Below are 18,053 nucleotides of genomic sequence, written 5' to 3' on the forward strand. Positions count from 1 at the left end.
ACTTAACAAACATGGAAAAGGAAAATTTTGATGATGAGTTTGATAAAATATGGAACGCCCCTCCTGCTTCACATTCAGATGAAATAAAAAAAACTTCGTGGGAAAAATTTCATTCTAAGGCTTTCGCCGAAAAGAAACGCAAATCGCAGCCGTGGCGTTATCTCGCTGCAGCATCTGTATTGCTTTTCGTTTTGATTGGAACTGGAATTTATTTCAACAATCAGCCTTTGGAAAAAAATACAATTGCCTCAACAGAAAATATAATTGAAAATACAACTTCAAAAATTAAATATGTGATTCTGCCAGACAGTTCGAAAGTAGAATTAAGTCCGAACTCTAAAATTTCTTACGGCAACAATTTTGCTTTAAACAGAAAAATTCAAATTGACGGCGAAGCTTATTTTAAAGTCAAAAAAGACAAACAGCATCCTTTTCAGGTTTTTTGCAATGAAACAACAACTACGGTTTTAGGAACATCCTTTATTGTAAAAGAAGCTGAAAATGAACAAATAACTGTTGAACTTTTTGAAGGAAGCGTTCAAATGAATGTAAAAGGTCAGGATCAAAAATGGATTTTAAAACCAGGCGAGAAATTCACGTATGGAAATCAAACTGCTTCGGTAACCGAATTCAGCCGTTTTGTAGATTTTGAAAACGAAAAGCTAACCAACCTAAGCAAATATATAGAAGAAAACTATGGTTATAAAGTTATTCTTCCAAGTGAATACCTGAATCAGAAAATCACAATCCGAATCAATAAAAAAGAAGATTTAAAAACAATTGTACAATTAATATCAGAAATGTATAACCTAAACTTTGAGATCAATGAAGATTTAAAGCAGATTACTTTTCAGTAGAAAAGAAAAAAGGATGTAAGCCGCGAAACTCCACATCCTCCTCATATTCAGGATAACACGAGGTTATTCCAGTTAATAATTATTCAAAAATACAAAATTTCATGAAGCATATAATTTCAGCATGCTTTTTTTTATTCAGCTTATGTATGTCCGCTCAAAGCGTTACAGTAACTGTAGATCAAAATGTAACTTTAAAAGAATTCTTTAAGCAAATTGAAAATCAAACCGATTATAAATTTGCCTTTACAGATCAAATTGACACCAATAAAAAATACTTTAATCAAAAAAGTACTTTTAAGCAGGCTGATATTGAAAAGCTTATTGCAGAACTAAACAAAACAGCATCTGTACAATTTTCTATAGTAGGCAATAATATTTTTGTGAAACAGAAATCTCAAACAACTAAACCAGCTAAAAAAAAAAGCAAGTTAACCGGACACATATTTGACGATGAAAAACAACCTGTTATTGGCGCCAATGTTTACATTAAAGAACTGGAAACTGGTGTTGTAACAGATGTTAACGGAAAATACAGCATGGAAGTTCCAAACGGAAGTTATATCGTTCAGGTAAGTTATGTTGGATTTAAAAATGAGGAAAAACGTGTTGCTGTTTCTGATGATACTAAAGTTAATTTCAACATAGATTCAGACAGCCAGCAATTGGGAGAAGTTATTGTCATGAATAACAAAGCCGCTGACATTAAAACAACTCAAATGAGTGTTAATAAACTTTCGATGCAGGAAATCAAAAAGATTCCGGTTGCTATGGGAGAACCAGATCCCTTGAAATCGATTTTGACTCTGCCAGGAGTTACCAACGCTGGAGAAGCTTCTTCAGGATTTAATGTCCGCGGAGGTGCTGCCGATCAGAATTTGATTCTTTTAGATGGTGCTCCAGTTTATGCTGATTCACACATGTTTGGATTCTTTTCTATTTTCAATGCTGATATCGTAAATGGTTTAGATTTATATAAAGGAGGAATTCCATCTAAATTTGGAGGCCGTGTTTCTTCTGTTTTGGACGTAGCGCAACAAACGGGAGATTTTGAAGAATATAAAGTAAATGGGGGAATCGGAATTATTTCGAGTCGTCTATTGGTTCAAGGGCCAATACAGAAAGAGAAAAGTTCGTTCATCCTTTCCGGACGTGCTTCGTACGCGCATTTGTTCATGAAACTGGCGGACAATAAAAACTCCGCCATGTTTTATGATTTGAACGCAAAAATAAATCACCGCTTTAATGCCAATAATACGCTGTCTTTTTCTGGTTATTTCGGAAATGATTTATTTGATATTAATGATCGTTTTGCAAGCACTTACGGAAGCACAATGGGTATTTTAAGCTGGAAACATAAATTTTCAGATCGTTTAAACAGTAATTTATCTGGTTTTTACAGTGACTACAGATTTAATCTAGAAATTCCTATTGAAAGCTTCAAATGGGACAGCAACATTCAGAGCTACGGATTGAAATACAATTGGAATTACCAATACTCAGAAAAGTTCAAAATCAATTATGGAATTGATGGCCTGTATTATAATTTTAATCCGGGAGTTGTAGCACCTACTGCTTCAGATTCTCAGTTTAATTATAAACAATTAGATAAAAAATATGCTTTAGAAGCTTCTGCTTTTATTGATTTTGAAAATCAGATTACAGAGAAACTGAATTTCCGTTACGGCCTTCGTTACAGTTCATTTTATCGTTTCGGGCCAGAACCAATAAGTACTTACGAAAATGGTCAGGCTGTAGTTTATAATCCGCTATATAAAATCTACGAAGAAGGTACTCCGACAGGAACTATCAATTATAAAAAAGGACAGGCAATCAGTACTTTTAATAATTTTGAACCTAGAGCCGCCTTGTCTTATGCTTTTAATGACGAAACTTCTATAAAAGCGAGTTACAACAGAATGGCGCAGTACATTCACATTTTGTCGAACACTCAATCTCCTTTACCCATGAGCATCTGGACGCCAAGCGGGCCATTTACAAAACCGCAGCTTTTGGATCAATATGCAATGGGTTATTTCAGAAATTTCAGAGACGGCGATTATTCTTTAGAAACCGAATTATTTTATAAAAATGTCCAAAATCGTATTGATTATATTGACGGAGCTGATGTCTTGGCTAACAATAATATTGAGCAGGTAATTCTAAACGGAAAAGCCAGATCTTATGGAATGGAATTATTATTCAGAAAAAATGTTGGCGTTTTCACAGGATGGATTTCTTATACTTTGTCTCGTGCAGAACAAAAAACACCAGGAAGAACTCCTGAAGAGCCAGGCGTTGCAAACGGAAATTGGTATCTATCTGGTTATGATAAACTGCATAATTTAAGCATTGTAGGAAGTTACGAATTAAACCCAAAATGGTCTTTTAATGGTAATTTCACTTTGCAATCCGGTCAGCCTGTAACTTATGCAAATGGTTATTATGAAATGGGAGGCATTCATGTTCCGAATTATTCTTTAAGAAACGATAACAGATTACCACTTTTCCATCACTTAGACCTTGCAGCAACTTATACTCCGAAACCCGACAAAAAGAAAGGATGGCAGAGTTATTGGGTTTTCAGTCTTTACAATGTTTACAACAGAAAAAATGCTGCTTCGGTTAGTTTTACAACCAATGAAGATACGGGAGCAAATGAAACCAGAAGACTTTCTATTTTTGGAATTGTACCTGGGGTTTCTTATAATTTTAAATTTTAATGCTATGAATAAATTGAAAAAAAATTGGGTAATGAATAGAGCACTGGCATTAATAAGTATTCTTTTTGTATTCGCTTTTGCTTCGTGCGAAGATGTAGTGAATCTTGATTTGGAAACAGGCGAAACCAAATTGGTTGTTGATGCTGAGATTTTATGGAAAAAAGGGACAAGCGGAAATGAACAAACAATAAAAATCAGTAAAACAGCTTCTTATTACAGTGGCTCAACGCCAAAAGTTTCTGGTGCGCAGGTTCGAGTAGAAAACAGCAACGGAGATGTTTTTACTTTTAATGAAACAGAAGCCGGAGTTTACAAATGCACCAATTTTGTTCCTGTAATCGACATGGAATATAAATTGTTTGTAACTGCCGAAGGTCAAAGTTATACCGCAACAGAAAAACTAACTTCTGCTACTCCAATTAATAAAGTAGAACAGAAAATCGTTCCAGATTTTGGAGGAGAAGATGTAATCGAATTAACCTTTTATTATAACGACCCAGCAGATCAAATCAATTTTTATGTAACCGATTATCAAAGCGAATTTTTGATTTATCCGGAATACGAAATCACAAATGATGATTTTTATAATGGAAATGAAATCAGTACTCGTTTTTCTCATGAAGACATGAAAGCAGGAAATACTGTAAAAATTACGCACAGAGGTGTTTCTAAAAACTTCTTCAATTATTGGAAATTAATTTTAGAAGCTTCCAACTCAAATCCTTTTCAGGTTCCGCCTGGAAATATTAGAGGAAATATCATCAATACTACCGATGCTAACAACACCGCTTTTGGTTATTTCAGACTTTGCGAAGCGGATCAGGTTGATTATTTGGTAAAATAATCTTTAAATTCAATATTACATTCCGTAGGAATGTTTCATTGGTAAAATAATAATAACCCTATAATTTTTCTACCGATGAGATGTTCCTACGGAACAAAATAGAATGTAAAATTCTATTTTATCCAGCCAGTCTTTTTTCGCCATTCCTCCATTTCCAGTTTTCTTTTTTCAAAATCTATTGGTGGAAATTGATTTTCATCTTTAACTCTTTTCTTCATAATTCCGATTTGTTCTTCCAAAGTATTGAAACCAATCTGTTTTCTTCTTTCGTTTACTTTGGTTACATCATCAAAGAAATTCGGGCTCATTTCACCGTTTTTATCCCAATCAAATTGAGTTCCGTATAACTGAGGCTTCCCTTCAAAAACGGCAATTCGATCTGTCAGATAAGCCAGATTTATTGGATCTGCTTTATTTTCGTTTACTGCTTTTTCTAATTCTTTGGCACACTTTCGCATAAAATCAGGCAGTGCAATTGCATGCTGTATTATAATCCACGCATTTTGACTGGCCTCTTCTCCAACTTTATCAATTGATGGATAACCAATTTGGTTTATTATATCTTCTAATTCACCAGCATTTTTATTATGCAGTTTTTCCATTTCTGGATTATATCCTACTGAAAGTTTTCCGTCGAGAATGAGTTTTTCTCTCAATGCGAAATCGGCGTTCTTTAGTTCTATTATTTTTTGGACTATGTCTTGATACATTACGTTTCTCCTTATTTTAAAATCTTCCCACTCGTTCTTTCAACAATTTAAAATACTTCTCTTTCATATCTTCAGACAAAAATGAAAACTCAATTAATTCATTCCATTTTTCAACATTATCAAACATTTTTTTTATTATCTGCTCAATAATTTTATCATTTAATCCTAATCGTTCTTTTGCAAAATAATCAATCAAATCAACGGCTTTAAAATTACTTTTCTTCCCTTTTAATTTTAAAGCCATTTCTTCCTGCGGTTTTTTTATGGCAATGGAAGAATTTAGAAAATCATATGCTGGTGCTAAAGTCGTTTTACCCGATTTTGTAATCAATGAAAAGTTTTTCAAATGCATGTCTTCATTACCTGTTATAAAACAAAATAATACTCTTTTAAAAAGTGCTGCTTTTTCAATGGAAGGAAATGTGCAGAAATCATCCAAAACTTTTACAATTTTCTCCATCGTAAAATTATACTTGGTATCTCTGGAACTTCCTGTTAACTGTGCGAAATCCTCTGTAGCAAATTTTCTGCCTTTACTATAACGATCAAATCTTTTTATGAAATATGATTTTGAATCATCTTTAGAATAAACCAATCCATGAAGCGGTACATCGATTCCGTAAAGTTTTGCCATTCGCATGGTAAGATCTTCATTCTCCGGTAGCTCAGGAAAAATATCACTTTGAGGTTTGATAATGAAATTACCAAACTGATCTACAATATCGAATTGTTGTTTTTTAATAGATAATACAGCGCTCAATTTAGGCTGAACACCTTGTATAGACAATTTACTGGCTCTATTAACCGCTTCTTGTCTCTGCTCTGATGCAGAAAAAGGAAGATTATGAAAAGAATTCAATTTAGGAGATAACATTCTTAAACCTTTACTACTGTATAATCCATCTCCACATAATTCATATGTTATTGGGCACCTATTCATAATCAACTTCTTTTACTGTTACCGCTCCCACTAAATCGCTTCCAGTTGCAATAAGTTGCGAAAAATAATCTTTCGTGTCTATTTTATTTATCTTTAAAAGACCTTCCAGCATTATTCCTTCTGGTAGTAATCCTTCAAAAAATGGAGGAAAATTCAAGAATGAATATTTTTTATGGGTAATAGGCATAGTAAGTGAAACTGGCTCAGCCGAATAATCTTCATCATATTCAAATACATAACTGCCATTTCCTTCTTCCAAAAGCTCGCCAGCTCTTACACCATGTACATAAACAATTGCTTTTCTCATCTCTTATTTTTTTAGTGGGCTATTAAATTGCACTTCAATATTTAAAACATTCAGAATCGCTTTTAGACTATCCCATCTCACAGATTCTTTATTTTTTTCAACATCAAATACAGTCGTTTTTCCTATACCTGCTAAATTTGCTAATTCAAGCTGTGTTAATCCTGCAGTTTTACGATGCTCTTTAATTAATTGTCCTAAATTAAAATCATTCATAATTACCGTTTTAACAGTAAATATATTGATTTTTTAAAGACAAAAAATGAAATAGAGATATTTTACACCATTTTTTACCGCTATAACAGTAAAAACACATGTTAAACAATCTTTTTTTATTCTTTTCAATCTGATTAACGAATATTTACTGCTACAACAGTAAAAAAGAAAAACCTTCAAAATCATTTCTGACTTTGAAGGTTTTTCAACTTTATCTAAAACTATAACTTACTTGTATTCTTTCTCTTTTTGTGCATACCAATCTTTCATCACATAAAAAGCTTTCTTTTTAATTCCTTGATCTGAGATTAAACCTTTACGATTAAAGAAATCCTGGATGTTTGGCAATTGTCTTCTAGGAGATCTAAAGTCAACTAAAATCCAAGGCGAAACTCCAGCTAGGCCTTCAATACGATTGAACATCTGTGTGTTTTGAATGTACAATTCTTCCTGATATTCTTCGTTCCAGCGCTCTTTTTTATCGCCGTGACGACCTTGTAAAGCCTCCCCTCCGAATTCGCTGATGATTACAGGTTTGTTATACGGAATTACCCATTGCATGTCTTTGCAAGATTCATTCGTTCCTCTGTACCAACCTAAATATTGATTGAAGCTTACAATGTCTACATATTCATTCATATTATCGTGAAGTGTATTGACATTGTTCGGACTTTTGGTTACTTCCATCGCCATACTGATTAAACGTGTATTATCCTGCGTACGAGCATATTTTGCCAATTTACTAAGGAAAATATCTCTTTCTTCACTATGTGGTGTTTCGTTTGCAATTGACCAAATCACGATACCGCAACGGTTTTTATCTCGATAAATCATATCGTGTAACTGTCGTTCTGCATTGGCATACGTATCAGGATTTGTCCATGAAATTGTCCAGTAAACTGGAACTTCAGACCAAATCATAATTCCCATTTTTTCAGCTTGTCTTACCATGTTTTCGTTGTGCGGATAATGTGCTAAGCGAACATAATTACAACCTAATTCTTTTGCCCAATTCAATAATGTAATGGCATCGTCTTCTGACCATGCTCTTCCCGATCTAAAAGGTGCTTCTTCGTGAATACTGATTCCGCGTAAAAAGACTTTTTTCCCATTTAAAAGAATTTCTTTTCCTTTGGTCTCAATAGTTCTAAACCCAATTTGATCTGCGATATTTTCATCAGCTTTGGAAATAGTTACCTCATATAATTTTGGTTTTTCAGGCGTCCATAAAACGGGATTGGCTTTGATTTCAAAATAAGCCATTCCTTTTGCATCTGTCGTAATGCTCTTTTTGATTTTCAATTCGGGAATCGAAACAGAAACCGATTGATTTGCTGTTTCATCATTCAGTTTTATCCACCCTGAAATTTTTCCTTTTTCTTTTTTATCCAATTGAACCAAATAATCTTCGACATATGTATTTGGAACTTGAGCCAAAGTCACGTCTCTTGTAATGCCGCCGTAATTCCACCAATCCATGTTTACGGTTGGTACATTGTCTTTATGACGTTTGTTATCAACCTTTACAACTACGAAATTGTTTCCATCTACCAATAAATCGGTTACATCAAAATTGAAAGGTGTATAACCTCCAACGTGTGTTCCTGCCAGTTTTCCGTTTAAATACACTTTAGCATCGTAATTGACTGCTCCGAAATGAAGAATCCCTTTGGTTTTAGAATCTTTTTTATAATTAAAGTCTTTCTGAAACCAAACCGTTCCTTCATAAAAAAACAATCTTTCGTCTTTGCTGTTCCAATCTGATGGAATATCCATTGTGGCAGAAGTCGCGAAATTATATTCCGTTAAATCTGTGGTATTCCATTTTTTGTTTTCGAAAAATCCGTTGTTTTTAAAAGGCATTAATCGGTAATCGTAATATCCATTTTCCAAAGGATCTACGATATAACTCCATTTTCCGTTTAAGGTAATATTGTTTCGGGCCGCAATATTGGAAACTAATGGAACTTCCTGCGCTATGGCTTTTCCCATCAATAGAAAAGTACAACACAGCATTACAATTTTTTTCATAGTTTTTATTTTTAATTATCTGATTTAATTCAGGAGCTGTATGAGGACACTGATTAAACGGATTCGTTATCACGAAGACGCGGATAAAAACGGATTTTTTCAACAAAATAAAATCTGTTTTTTTCTGCGCTTTTGCGAATGCAAATCTGTTTTATCCGCGTTCTATCTACGCAAACTAATTTATCTGCTGATCTGCTAAATCTGCGAGCTGAAAATTTCTCTCGCAGATTTGGCAGATTAAGCAGATTTTATTTTTTAAACACATAGAAACATAGGTTTTCTTTGTGTGCAAAAGGCGTTTCACTTGCATAAATACACATAGCTGGATTTTACTAACAAAGTTTAGCTATGTGTTAGAAACTAGTTTCTTTTAGTATCCTTTTTTCAAGTCTAAAAAATCTATGTTTCTATGTGTTTAAACTTTTACATTTTATCAAAATAACGCGTCAATTCATAAGCATTATCATTGATCACTTTCATCTCTTTTAATAATGGCTGATACGGTTCGAAATTGCTGTTCACAATTCCTTTGTTCGAATCTCTGTTGGAATAATCCGTACTTAAATCCAGCGGATCATTATCCATATATTTAAACCAATGCCAGCCTACTGAATTTTTATTTTTCAGAAGTTCTAAAGTGAAATTCTGATAAAAAAGCCCTCTTTCTTTTTGAGTTCTAACTAACCATCCGGCACCTGTATTATTGGGCAAACCTGAATCTTCTCCTTTAGTATACCATTCTGTAATTAAAAATGGTTTTCCTGACCACTCGCCCCATTTGTTCATTAAATCCTGACTCGGTTCCCATTTTCTGTAATGATTAATTGAAATAATATCCATGTATTTTCCTGCCACTTTAAAAATCTCAGGATTCGTCAATTCCTGTTCTTTATCCTGATTGAAACGGCATCCTAAATACATGTGGTTTGGATCTGCTTTTCGAAGTGCTTCCGTTACCTTTTTCATATAAGTTTCAAAATAAAAAGCGGTAAATGCCATTCGGTCTTCCTGAGTAATATCCGAAACGGAAGCATTAAAACCTTTTCTTTTATCAAACCACTCTTTTGCAGCGATATAACCCTGCTCATCTTTGGCCAATAAAGTTAAATGTTTATCTAATGCGTCATTATACCAAGGCAATTCATTATCAGTAAAATAACCCATCAAATACTTATCATTTTTGTACTGGGCAACCTCTTTTACCGATTTTTCGATGTAAGCATCAAATTCTTTATCAAAAACCATTACCAGATCAAAGCGGTAATTTTGCCAGCTTGCTTCTTTGTATTTTCCGCCGTATTTCTTGATGTGATCCGAATGATACATTCCCATTGGCGAAATAATTACCGTATAAACCAACGGATTTTCAGCATTTCGTACCAAATCAACATTCGACCAAGCTCCTACGCCATTGAATCCGTTGTCACGAAGTAATTTCGATTCTTGTTTGACCCAGTTTTCTTTGCTTCCGAATTTCTTATCAAATGCTTTCTGCTGGTTTACAGAACGTCCTGCATTAAAAACGGCAATTCCTTTATAGATATAAGGATAACCTTCAGGATCAATAATCCACCATCTATTGTCTATTTTTTCGGTTCTAAAAAATCCTGTTGCTTCTTTCTGCCAGACTTTTGATCCGCCGTAAATTGAAGTCGATTCTTGTTTTTTGATTTTAAATCCAGGCAGTTTATCAATAGTTTTGGCTTCGTAAGAAATCCATTTTGGATCTAAAGCATTTTGTCTGGCTTCAACTTTTTGATAGGTAATTTTATTCTGAGCATTCAACGATATGACACTTGTAAAACAGAACAATACGCAAATGGAATGTTTCTTTAAATTCATTTTTAATTATTTTTTTGAGAGGAAATACTGTGTTCATTTTTTTTAACACATAGAAACATAGCTTTACTTTGAGCATAAAAGGCGTTTCACTTGCATAAATGCACATAGCTAGATTTTATTTTCTGCTATTTCTCTCAGATTTTGCAGATGGTGCAGATTTTTAATTGTCTACATTCACAAAGTTTAACTATGTGTTAGAAACTAGTTTCTTTCTATACTCTTTCCAAGTCTAAAAAAATCTATGTTCCTATGTGTTTAAAAAACTATTTAGACAAATAAATGTGATCGAAATCAAACGTATAGTTGTTTAAAGCTCTTACATCTTCTGGATCAACACTTCTCAAAACCAAAATGTCTTTGATTTTAGTTAAATCTAATGCCGGATTTTGCTTTTTGTATTCTGCGATTGGGATTTGAACCATGTTCCAGCTTCCATCTCTTTTTAGTCCGTATAAGTTGCTTGTTGCATCAAATTCAACATAACCAGTATTAGTCGCATCTTTCATTCTAAATCTGATTTTTCCAGTACTTGTAGTTCTTACTGCCATATTGATATAAGTGTAAGATGAAATATCTGTGAAATTGACAAACTGCAGAATTGCCATTGCCCATTTTGCTTCTGCTGCAGGTGGAGTTGCCGGAAGAGAAAAGTTTCTGTAAACGCCTTCATATCCATCAGTTGCTACTTCTTTAATTACAAACTGATTGCTTGAAACCCAGTTTAAAACTGGAGCCGTTTTGGTAAAATCAGGATTTTCAGAGTAGATTTTAAGGGCATCTGTTGGAATAACAATTGGCGGCGTAGGCGGTGCTTCTACCTCAACTGTGAACGTTTTCTTTTGAATGGTATTATCTACAAAAGTGATTTCTAAAGTAGTGGTAAAAGTTCCTGCTTTGGTATATTTTACTTCAACATTTGGCTCAATTGAGGCCCCTGGCGAACCGCCTTGAAAAGTCCATTTTATGGCACGCACTTTTGTCGACGAATCGGTATAGGTTACCGTTTCTCCTCCCTGAATGGCTGTATTTGTTGAAGTCGCATTTAATTCTCCTTTTTTATAAAGATATACTTCGCGCACATCGTCTTCGCAGGAAAGCAAACCTACAAAAAGCACTAAAAGGAAATATTTTAATTTCGGTATATGGTTTAGTTTTATGGTCATGATTTTAATTTTTTTGGTTATTTTTTTATAGAAAATAGAACATAGATTATAGAGAAAAGACTTTTTTATTTTGAAGAATATAGAGAATAGAACATAGAAAAAAGACTTCCTTAAAAATCTCATTTGTGATATCTCTAGTTTCTATTTCCATATTGTATTTTCTTTGTTCTATATTCTATTCTCTATATTCTAAAATCCTATTTCAATCCTTCTAAAAATCCTTGGTAAGCTGGTTTTTTATTATAGTCAGCATCTAAAAGCAATGGATATTCTTTATAATGCCAAAAGCTTGTCAGCCAAGTATATTTATCGGTTACTCCCCAAGTTGTAATGGCAAATTTTTGGTTTTGAGGCAATTCTTCATACATAGTCGTGATGTACTTGTAGGTTTCTGACTGTTTTTGAGCTTCGGCATCATTAAAAACATAGGAATCAGATTTACTTGTATTGACTTTGATATCTAATTCTGAAATATGAATTAACAATCCTGTCGAAGCCATATCTGTAAAACCGGTTTTCATAGTCTGCCTGTTGGTGTCTGTAGCATAGTGAAACTGATCTCCAATACCATCAATAGGCACTCCGTTGGCTTTGAATCTGGTCACCATTTTTTTGATGGATGCTCTTTTTCCTGCATCCAGCACTACGCTGTAATCGTTGTAAAACAATTTGGCGTCTGGATCTGCTGCTTTCGCATATCTAAAACATCTTCCATAAAAACCTATTGGATCTTTAAATAATGAGTTTATTACGGTTTCGTTTCGCATAGCTCCACCATCTGCAAAAACTTCGTTGACAACGTCCCAGCTTTTTACTCTGCCTTTATAACGCCCAACAACATCGGTTATGTAAATTTTCACTTTTGACTCGAAGGCAATAGAATCGTATTTGGCATTTTTAAACCATTCTGGAAATGAATCATACCAAACTAAAGTATGTCCGTGAACTTCCATATTATTGTCTTTGGCAAAACCAACTAAATAATCGGCTGCAGTATAATTGTAAGCCGTTGAAGAAGACCAAATAGTGGCCATTTTCATTTCAAATTCTGCCGAAATTTGATTGTAATGTTTTAAAACAGCATTTTTAAAATTGGCTTCATTTTGCAAATCTCTCATTTTGACTGCGGCTCCAATTTTAAACTTTGCTTTTTCTTTTAAAGTCTGCGTAATCGGATTTGGATTTCCTGTATCGCCTTCATCTGCATTAATAAAAACTACTTTTTCGTCGTTGCTGCAGGATGCAAACAACAAAACGGTAAGTATACCAAGAATATATTTTTTATTTATCATTTTGTGTCTTTTTAAATCCGGAAGTCAGATTAGGATTATGCTAACTTCCGGATGGGTTATTACTAACTTTAACCTTAACTTTTTTGGGTGTGATTTTTTAAACACATAGAGACATAGTTTTTGAGAAACTTAAAAAAAGGCGTTTCACTTATTTAAATTCACATAGTAATCTGTGTGTGAGAAACTAGTTTCTTTATTTTAATCTATGTTTCTATGTGTTTAAATCAAATTAATTGTACCCAACATTAAAACCTGCTGGTTTTCCCATTAAATCGATTTGACTCTGTGGAATTGGCATGTTTACCATTGCTGGAGTCATTTTCAATTGTACTTCTCCAGAAATAGTTCCTGATGGACTTGAACGGAAATATAAATTTTGTCTTTCGACCAAAAGTCCAAGTCTTTTCAACAGAAACCATCTGTTATTTTCAAATGCTAATTCTCTTGCTGATTCGTCTAAATAATTATTTAATGTCCAAGCTGTCAAATCAAAAGTGGTTACAGTGCTTTCAGGATTTCCAGTGTATCCTCTCCTTCTTACTTTGTTTAAATAAGCCAAAGCTTTAGTATCATTACCTAAATTATGATACGCTTCAGAAGCCAATAAATAAGTTTCAGCTAATCTGTAATACATATAATCTTTGTAACTATTTGAAGTCATTGGCAGTTTTTCTGAATCATGATATTTCTTTAAACTCCAATGCCAAGCTCTATAGTTTCCGTTTGGCGCTGCAATGGCTGGATTGGTAATTGGCTGTCCAAATTTTGGATTACTTGGAACGTTGATTTTATAATCTTGATAATTATCTGAATAATAATACGTTTTAAATCTCAAGTCATTTGTCTGATCGTATAATGATTTCAAATAATTATTCGGATAAAACCATCCTAAAGCCTGACCTCCGTAAGCCACATCCTGAACCAATTCGCTTGTATTCAATTCGTAAGTTCTGTGGGTAAAAACACTGCTCAACCAAGAACCACCGCCTCCGGCTAAATTATCATCAGGCCCTAATAAAAAGTCTTTTTGATAGGTAAACAGTGATTCTTTATGATTTCCGTTTTGTCCCCAAACATCAATAAGGTTTACCAAACCATGAGTTCCATCATTAATAATGGCATCAAATTGTGTTGCTGCTTCTGTCCAGTCTTGCTGCCATAAAGCGCTTTTACCGCGAATGTGTCTGGCAACACCTTGTCCGTAACGTCCTGGATCTACTTTAAAAGGAAGGTTGGCAATTGCATAATCCAAATCTCCATCAATTAATTTGTAAACATCTGCATCGCTGGCTACTTTATATTCAACTGGATCGTTGATGTTTTGAGGTGTTGTTGGAATCGTATCGATTAGAATGCCGCCATACATTTGTTTTAAATCCAAATACAATTCGCCTCTAATTACACGAGCCTGTGCTACTAATCTTTTCTTAGCAGCTTCATCCATTTTTATAGATCTTGCCGAAGTAATAATAGCCGAACATCTGTCAATGATTTTATATCCCTGAATCCATTTTGAACCTGTAAACGACTGTGGGTTATGACCAGTTCCGTAAGGTGTATTCCATGTTCTGTGCAAACCTAAATCGGTTGCCACCATAAAGAATACATTGGCCCATAAATCGCTGTTGTCCCCAGATGGCAGATTGTAAAAACGCATCTGGTTGTAAAGTGCATTAACTCCAACTTCTAAACCAGCCGGAGAATTGTAGATATAATCTACTGAAACCTGATCTTTTACTGTTTCCTCCAGAAAATCTTCGCACGAAGTAAGTCCTAAAGAAAGTCCGAAAATCAAAACAAATAGAAAATTTATATTTTTCATGATCTTGTTATTTTTTATTTATTGAAATGTCTTAAACCTTGTGATTAGAAACCTACCTGCAATCCGATAACACAAGTAACAGGTTCTGGATAATCGTATATTTCTTTTTCTGGACTATACGATTGGTAATCGGTAAGGGTAACCAAATTACTTCCTGTTACGTAAAGTCTCATATTGCTTAATCCTAATGGTTTCAGCGTACTTTCCGGGAATTTAAATCCAACTGAAACGTTTTGTAAACGAATGTATGAGGCATCTTGCAATCCTAGAGTATTGATGTACGGCGGATCATTTCCGTCTCTTGGTCTCGGCCAGTTTCCTCCTGGATTTTCTGGTGTCCAATAATCTTGTTTGATACCGTTTTTCACTCCTCGTAAAGAACCTCCACGAACATAATCGTATAAGAATAAGTTGTCTCTTGTAACTCCCTGAACAGTATAAATATCTGCTGAAAAATCAAATTGTTTATATTCTAACGCCACAGAGAAAGTTCCGAACCAATCCGGCATTTTAGACGTAATTACTCTGTCTTGATCTGGATTTGGATTGGCTCCATTTGACGGATCTGCGTCCCACAATTTTATATCTCCAGGATATAAAGTAGTTCCTGTTACCAGCGGAATATTTTCTCCTTCCTGATAAATTCCAACTGCTTTGTATCTGTAATAAACATCAATCGGTTTTCCAATAAACCATAAGTTTCCAACAGCATCATCTTCTCTTCCGTCTCCGTCTGCATCTTTTCCGTAGATACTTACAATGCTGTTTTTGTTTTTAGTAAACGTGGCTCCCAGATTCAGTCTAAAATCTTTTGTTTTAATTGCATCGCCATTCAAAGTCACTTCCAAACCTTTATTGTTGACTTTTCCAATATTAGAAAGTTTGGTCGTGTAACCTGTATTCGCGTTAAGCGTTTCATAAATCAATAAATCTGAAGTATCGGTATTGTAAACCTCAACTGTTCCATTCAATCTATTTTTGAATAAACCGAAATCGGCAGCCAAGTTTAATTGAGTAGAAGTTTCCCATCTTAAATCTGGATTGGATAATTGCGAACCTGGCACATAACCCGAAACTTTTACACCATTGATAATGTAATCTCTCTGAGTTGCCGTTGCCATACTTTGATACGGATCTTTCGGCTGGTTTCCTACTTTACCATAACTTGCTCTTAATTTCAAGTTGCTGATTACTGGAACGTGCTCTCTCATGAATTCTTCATTCGAAACATTCCATGCTGCATTGACAGCCGGGAAGAATCCCCATTTATTATTGGCTCCAAAAACAGAAGATCCATCAGCTCTTCCTGAAACTGTAAAATAATATTTGCTGTCGAAATCGTACTCTAATTTTCCTGCGAAAGAAATCAGCGATCTTTCATTTCCTCCAATTTCAGGCGTATTTAAGAAAGCACTTTCTAAACCGTAAATCCCAAGAATATCACTCGGAATTCTGCTTGCTGAGTTTCTAAAATCATTGTATTCCGAAGAAGTAATCTCATAAACTCCAGTTACGTTAAAATGATTTTTTTCGGCTACATTTAAATTATAATGCAAAATATTACTCAATTGATATTCTACGTTATCCTGAAAACGAATATAACCGCTTCCTTGTCCTGAGTTTGCAATTCCTGAAAGTGATTTTGAAGAATTGAAAGACATCGCTTTGTAATTCCACGATCTACGGCTGGCATTCAATTTATAAGTAAAACCTTTTGCCAGATTAATATCCAAAAAGATGTTCATGATATCGTTACGATTTAATTCGTTTGTATTGGTTTCGTAAACATCAATCAAGGGATTTGGTGTTTCCTGAATTCCTCCCGGCAGATAACGGAAAGAACCATCTTCATTATAAACCTGTCCTAATGGCGAGGTATTAATCGCATTATTCAAAATATTCCCCACATTCGGACGGTTCGATTCTGAATACTGAAGCGAAACATTCATTCCTACTTTCAGCCAATCTGTAATTCTTTGATCGACATTTACTCGCATCGCTACCTTATCGTAATCCGAATTAGCAATTACTCCAGAAGTATTGATGTAGTTGATACTAGAAAAAATACTAGTTTTCTCTGTTCCAGATGAAATGCTCACACTATGGTTATTGGTTACGCCCGTTCTTAAAACCAGTTTTTCCCAATCAATATATTTTCCAGATTGAACAGATTCCAATTCTAAAGGAGTAAAAACCTGATCGTCTGGTCTGTAAACTCCACCATTGCTTGTTCTGTAGGCTTCTCTTTTTAGCTGTGCAAATTCTTCTCCACTGTAAACATCAAAATTTCTATTGATGGTCTGAACTCCCGAAAAACCATTATAAGAGATTTTTGCCTTTCCTGTTTTTCCTCTTTTAGTCGTAATTAAGATTACACCATTTGAAGCTCTTGCTCCATAAATAGATTGAGCAGCGGCATCTTTTAAGATTTCTAGAGAAGCAATATCGTTGGCATTAATATCATTAATGTTTCCAATTACGATTCCGTCTGCAATAACAATTGGCTCGTTGCTTCCATTAATCGATTTTTTTCCTCTAATTTGGATGGAAGAAGAACTTCCCGGTCCGCCATCATTTAAACTTACTTGTACTCCGGCAGCTTTACCACGAAGCATTTCTCCAACATCTGAAGTTGCTACTTTGGTCATGTCACCCGGTTTTACCGAAGCCACAGAACTGATTACGTCGCTTTTCTTTTTGGTGCCATAACCTACAACGATGATTTCGTCTAAGGCTTGAGAACTTGGTTTTAAAACTACTTTTAGGTTTTTCTTGTTTTCGGTTTCCACCGAAACCTCATCCATTCCGATGAAAGAGAATACAAGTGTACTTTTTGGGGCAGTACTGATTGTGAAGTTACCGTCGAAATCGGTTTGGGTTCCTTTTGTACTTCCTTTAACGTGAACGTTTACACCCGGAAGAGGCAATCCTGCATTATCGACTACTTTTCCAGTAATCGAACTTTCTTGTGCACTCGCAGTGGTTGAGAGAATACACATCAGAAGTAATACAACTAGTTTGAGATATTTTCCTTCACGGCAAAACATCTTTACAGGTTTGTTTTGTTTCATAAAATAATTGTTTGGTTAGTTAGATAGAAATCAGTCATGATTTATGTTGCAAATGTGACTAATAAATGATGGTTTTAGGGGAGGAAAACATTCGCATTTGGGGGCGTGAATGTGTTTATTTGCGAATTTCATGCTTTGTAATGCCTTAAAAAACGGGATTCGTAATATAAACCTTAAAAAATTGTGAGGTGCTTATTTTTTTTAGTTCTGGTTATTTAACCGCAAAGCACGCAAGGAATAA

The 18,053-nt window shown here is 34.5% G+C and carries 13 protein-coding genes; 3 read left to right on the top strand and 10 right to left on the bottom strand.

All coding sequences use genetic code 11. From position 1 onward, the window contains the following. Positions 1–11 precede the first annotated feature (11 nt). The 3 genes from P2W65_RS00820 to P2W65_RS00830 all read left to right on the top strand — a co-directional run bounded on the left by P2W65_RS00820 (position 12) and on the right by P2W65_RS00830 (position 4,421). A complete protein-coding gene (locus tag P2W65_RS00820) occupies positions 12–857 on the top strand; it encodes a FecR family protein (protein ID WP_289662824.1) in 846 nt (281 codons plus the stop codon). A gap of 101 nt (positions 858–958) precedes the next feature. Beyond that, positions 959–3,577 carry a TonB-dependent receptor gene (locus P2W65_RS00825; protein ID WP_289662825.1) on the top strand — a complete coding sequence of 873 codons (2,619 nt, stop codon included), beginning with the start codon at positions 959–961 and terminating at the stop codon, positions 3,575–3,577. 4 nt (positions 3,578–3,581) lie between these two features. Next, positions 3,582–4,421 (top strand): DUF4249 domain-containing protein, encoded by an 840-nt coding sequence (locus tag P2W65_RS00830; RefSeq protein ID WP_289662827.1) that lies wholly within the window; start codon positions 3,582–3,584, stop codon positions 4,419–4,421. A 113-nt stretch (positions 4,422–4,534) separates the two neighbouring features. On the opposite strand, the gene P2W65_RS00835 is transcribed toward P2W65_RS00830, so the two are convergent. The 10 genes from P2W65_RS00835 to P2W65_RS00880 form a co-directional block, all read right to left on the bottom strand. Then, a complete protein-coding gene (locus tag P2W65_RS00835) occupies positions 4,535–5,131 on the bottom strand; it encodes a DUF6624 domain-containing protein (protein WP_289662829.1) in 597 nt (198 codons plus the stop codon). A 16-nt stretch (positions 5,132–5,147) separates the two neighbouring features. Then, entirely contained in the window at positions 5,148–6,071 is a 924-nt protein-coding gene (locus tag P2W65_RS00840; protein WP_289662830.1) for a HipA domain-containing protein, read from the bottom strand. Next, the gene (locus P2W65_RS00845; RefSeq protein ID WP_289662832.1) at positions 6,064–6,378 is read right to left on the bottom strand and encodes a HipA N-terminal domain-containing protein; all 315 of its coding nucleotides are present in this window, start codon (positions 6,376–6,378) and stop codon (positions 6,064–6,066) included. Before P2W65_RS00845 ends, P2W65_RS00840 begins: the two co-directional genes overlap by 8 nt. 3 nt (positions 6,379–6,381) lie before the next feature. After that, the gene (locus P2W65_RS00850; protein ID WP_289662834.1) at positions 6,382–6,591 is read right to left on the bottom strand and encodes a helix-turn-helix domain-containing protein; all 210 of its coding nucleotides are present in this window, start codon (positions 6,589–6,591) and stop codon (positions 6,382–6,384) included. 228 nt (positions 6,592–6,819) lie between these two features. Continuing rightward, the gene (locus tag P2W65_RS00855; protein WP_289662835.1) at positions 6,820–8,622 is read right to left on the bottom strand and encodes a glycoside hydrolase family 2 protein; all 1,803 of its coding nucleotides are present in this window, start codon (positions 8,620–8,622) and stop codon (positions 6,820–6,822) included. A 423-nt stretch (positions 8,623–9,045) separates the two neighbouring features. Further along, on the bottom strand, positions 9,046–10,464 hold the full coding sequence (locus P2W65_RS00860; RefSeq protein ID WP_289662836.1) for a hypothetical protein: 1,419 nt from the start codon (positions 10,462–10,464) through the stop codon (positions 9,046–9,048). Between the two features lie 263 nt (positions 10,465–10,727). Further along, complete coding sequence (locus P2W65_RS00865) at positions 10,728–11,627, bottom strand: PKD domain-containing protein (RefSeq protein WP_289662837.1); 900 nt, start codon at positions 11,625–11,627, stop codon at positions 10,728–10,730. A 197-nt stretch (positions 11,628–11,824) separates the two neighbouring features. Further along, the gene (locus P2W65_RS00870) at positions 11,825–12,919 is read right to left on the bottom strand and encodes an endo-1,4-beta-xylanase (protein WP_289662838.1); all 1,095 of its coding nucleotides are present in this window, start codon (positions 12,917–12,919) and stop codon (positions 11,825–11,827) included. Positions 12,920–13,148: 229 nt separating this feature from the next. Beyond that, positions 13,149–14,741 carry a RagB/SusD family nutrient uptake outer membrane protein gene (locus P2W65_RS00875; RefSeq protein WP_289662839.1) on the bottom strand — a complete coding sequence of 531 codons (1,593 nt, stop codon included), beginning with the start codon at positions 14,739–14,741 and terminating at the stop codon, positions 13,149–13,151. A gap of 44 nt (positions 14,742–14,785) precedes the next feature. Further along, complete coding sequence (locus P2W65_RS00880; protein WP_289662840.1) at positions 14,786–17,812, bottom strand: SusC/RagA family TonB-linked outer membrane protein; 3,027 nt, start codon at positions 17,810–17,812, stop codon at positions 14,786–14,788. Positions 17,813–18,053: the final 241 nt, after the last annotated feature.

Source organism: Flavobacterium panacagri (assembly GCF_030378165.1).
In the GTDB taxonomy this organism is placed as follows: Bacteria; Bacteroidota; Bacteroidia; order Flavobacteriales; family Flavobacteriaceae; genus Flavobacterium; species Flavobacterium panacagri.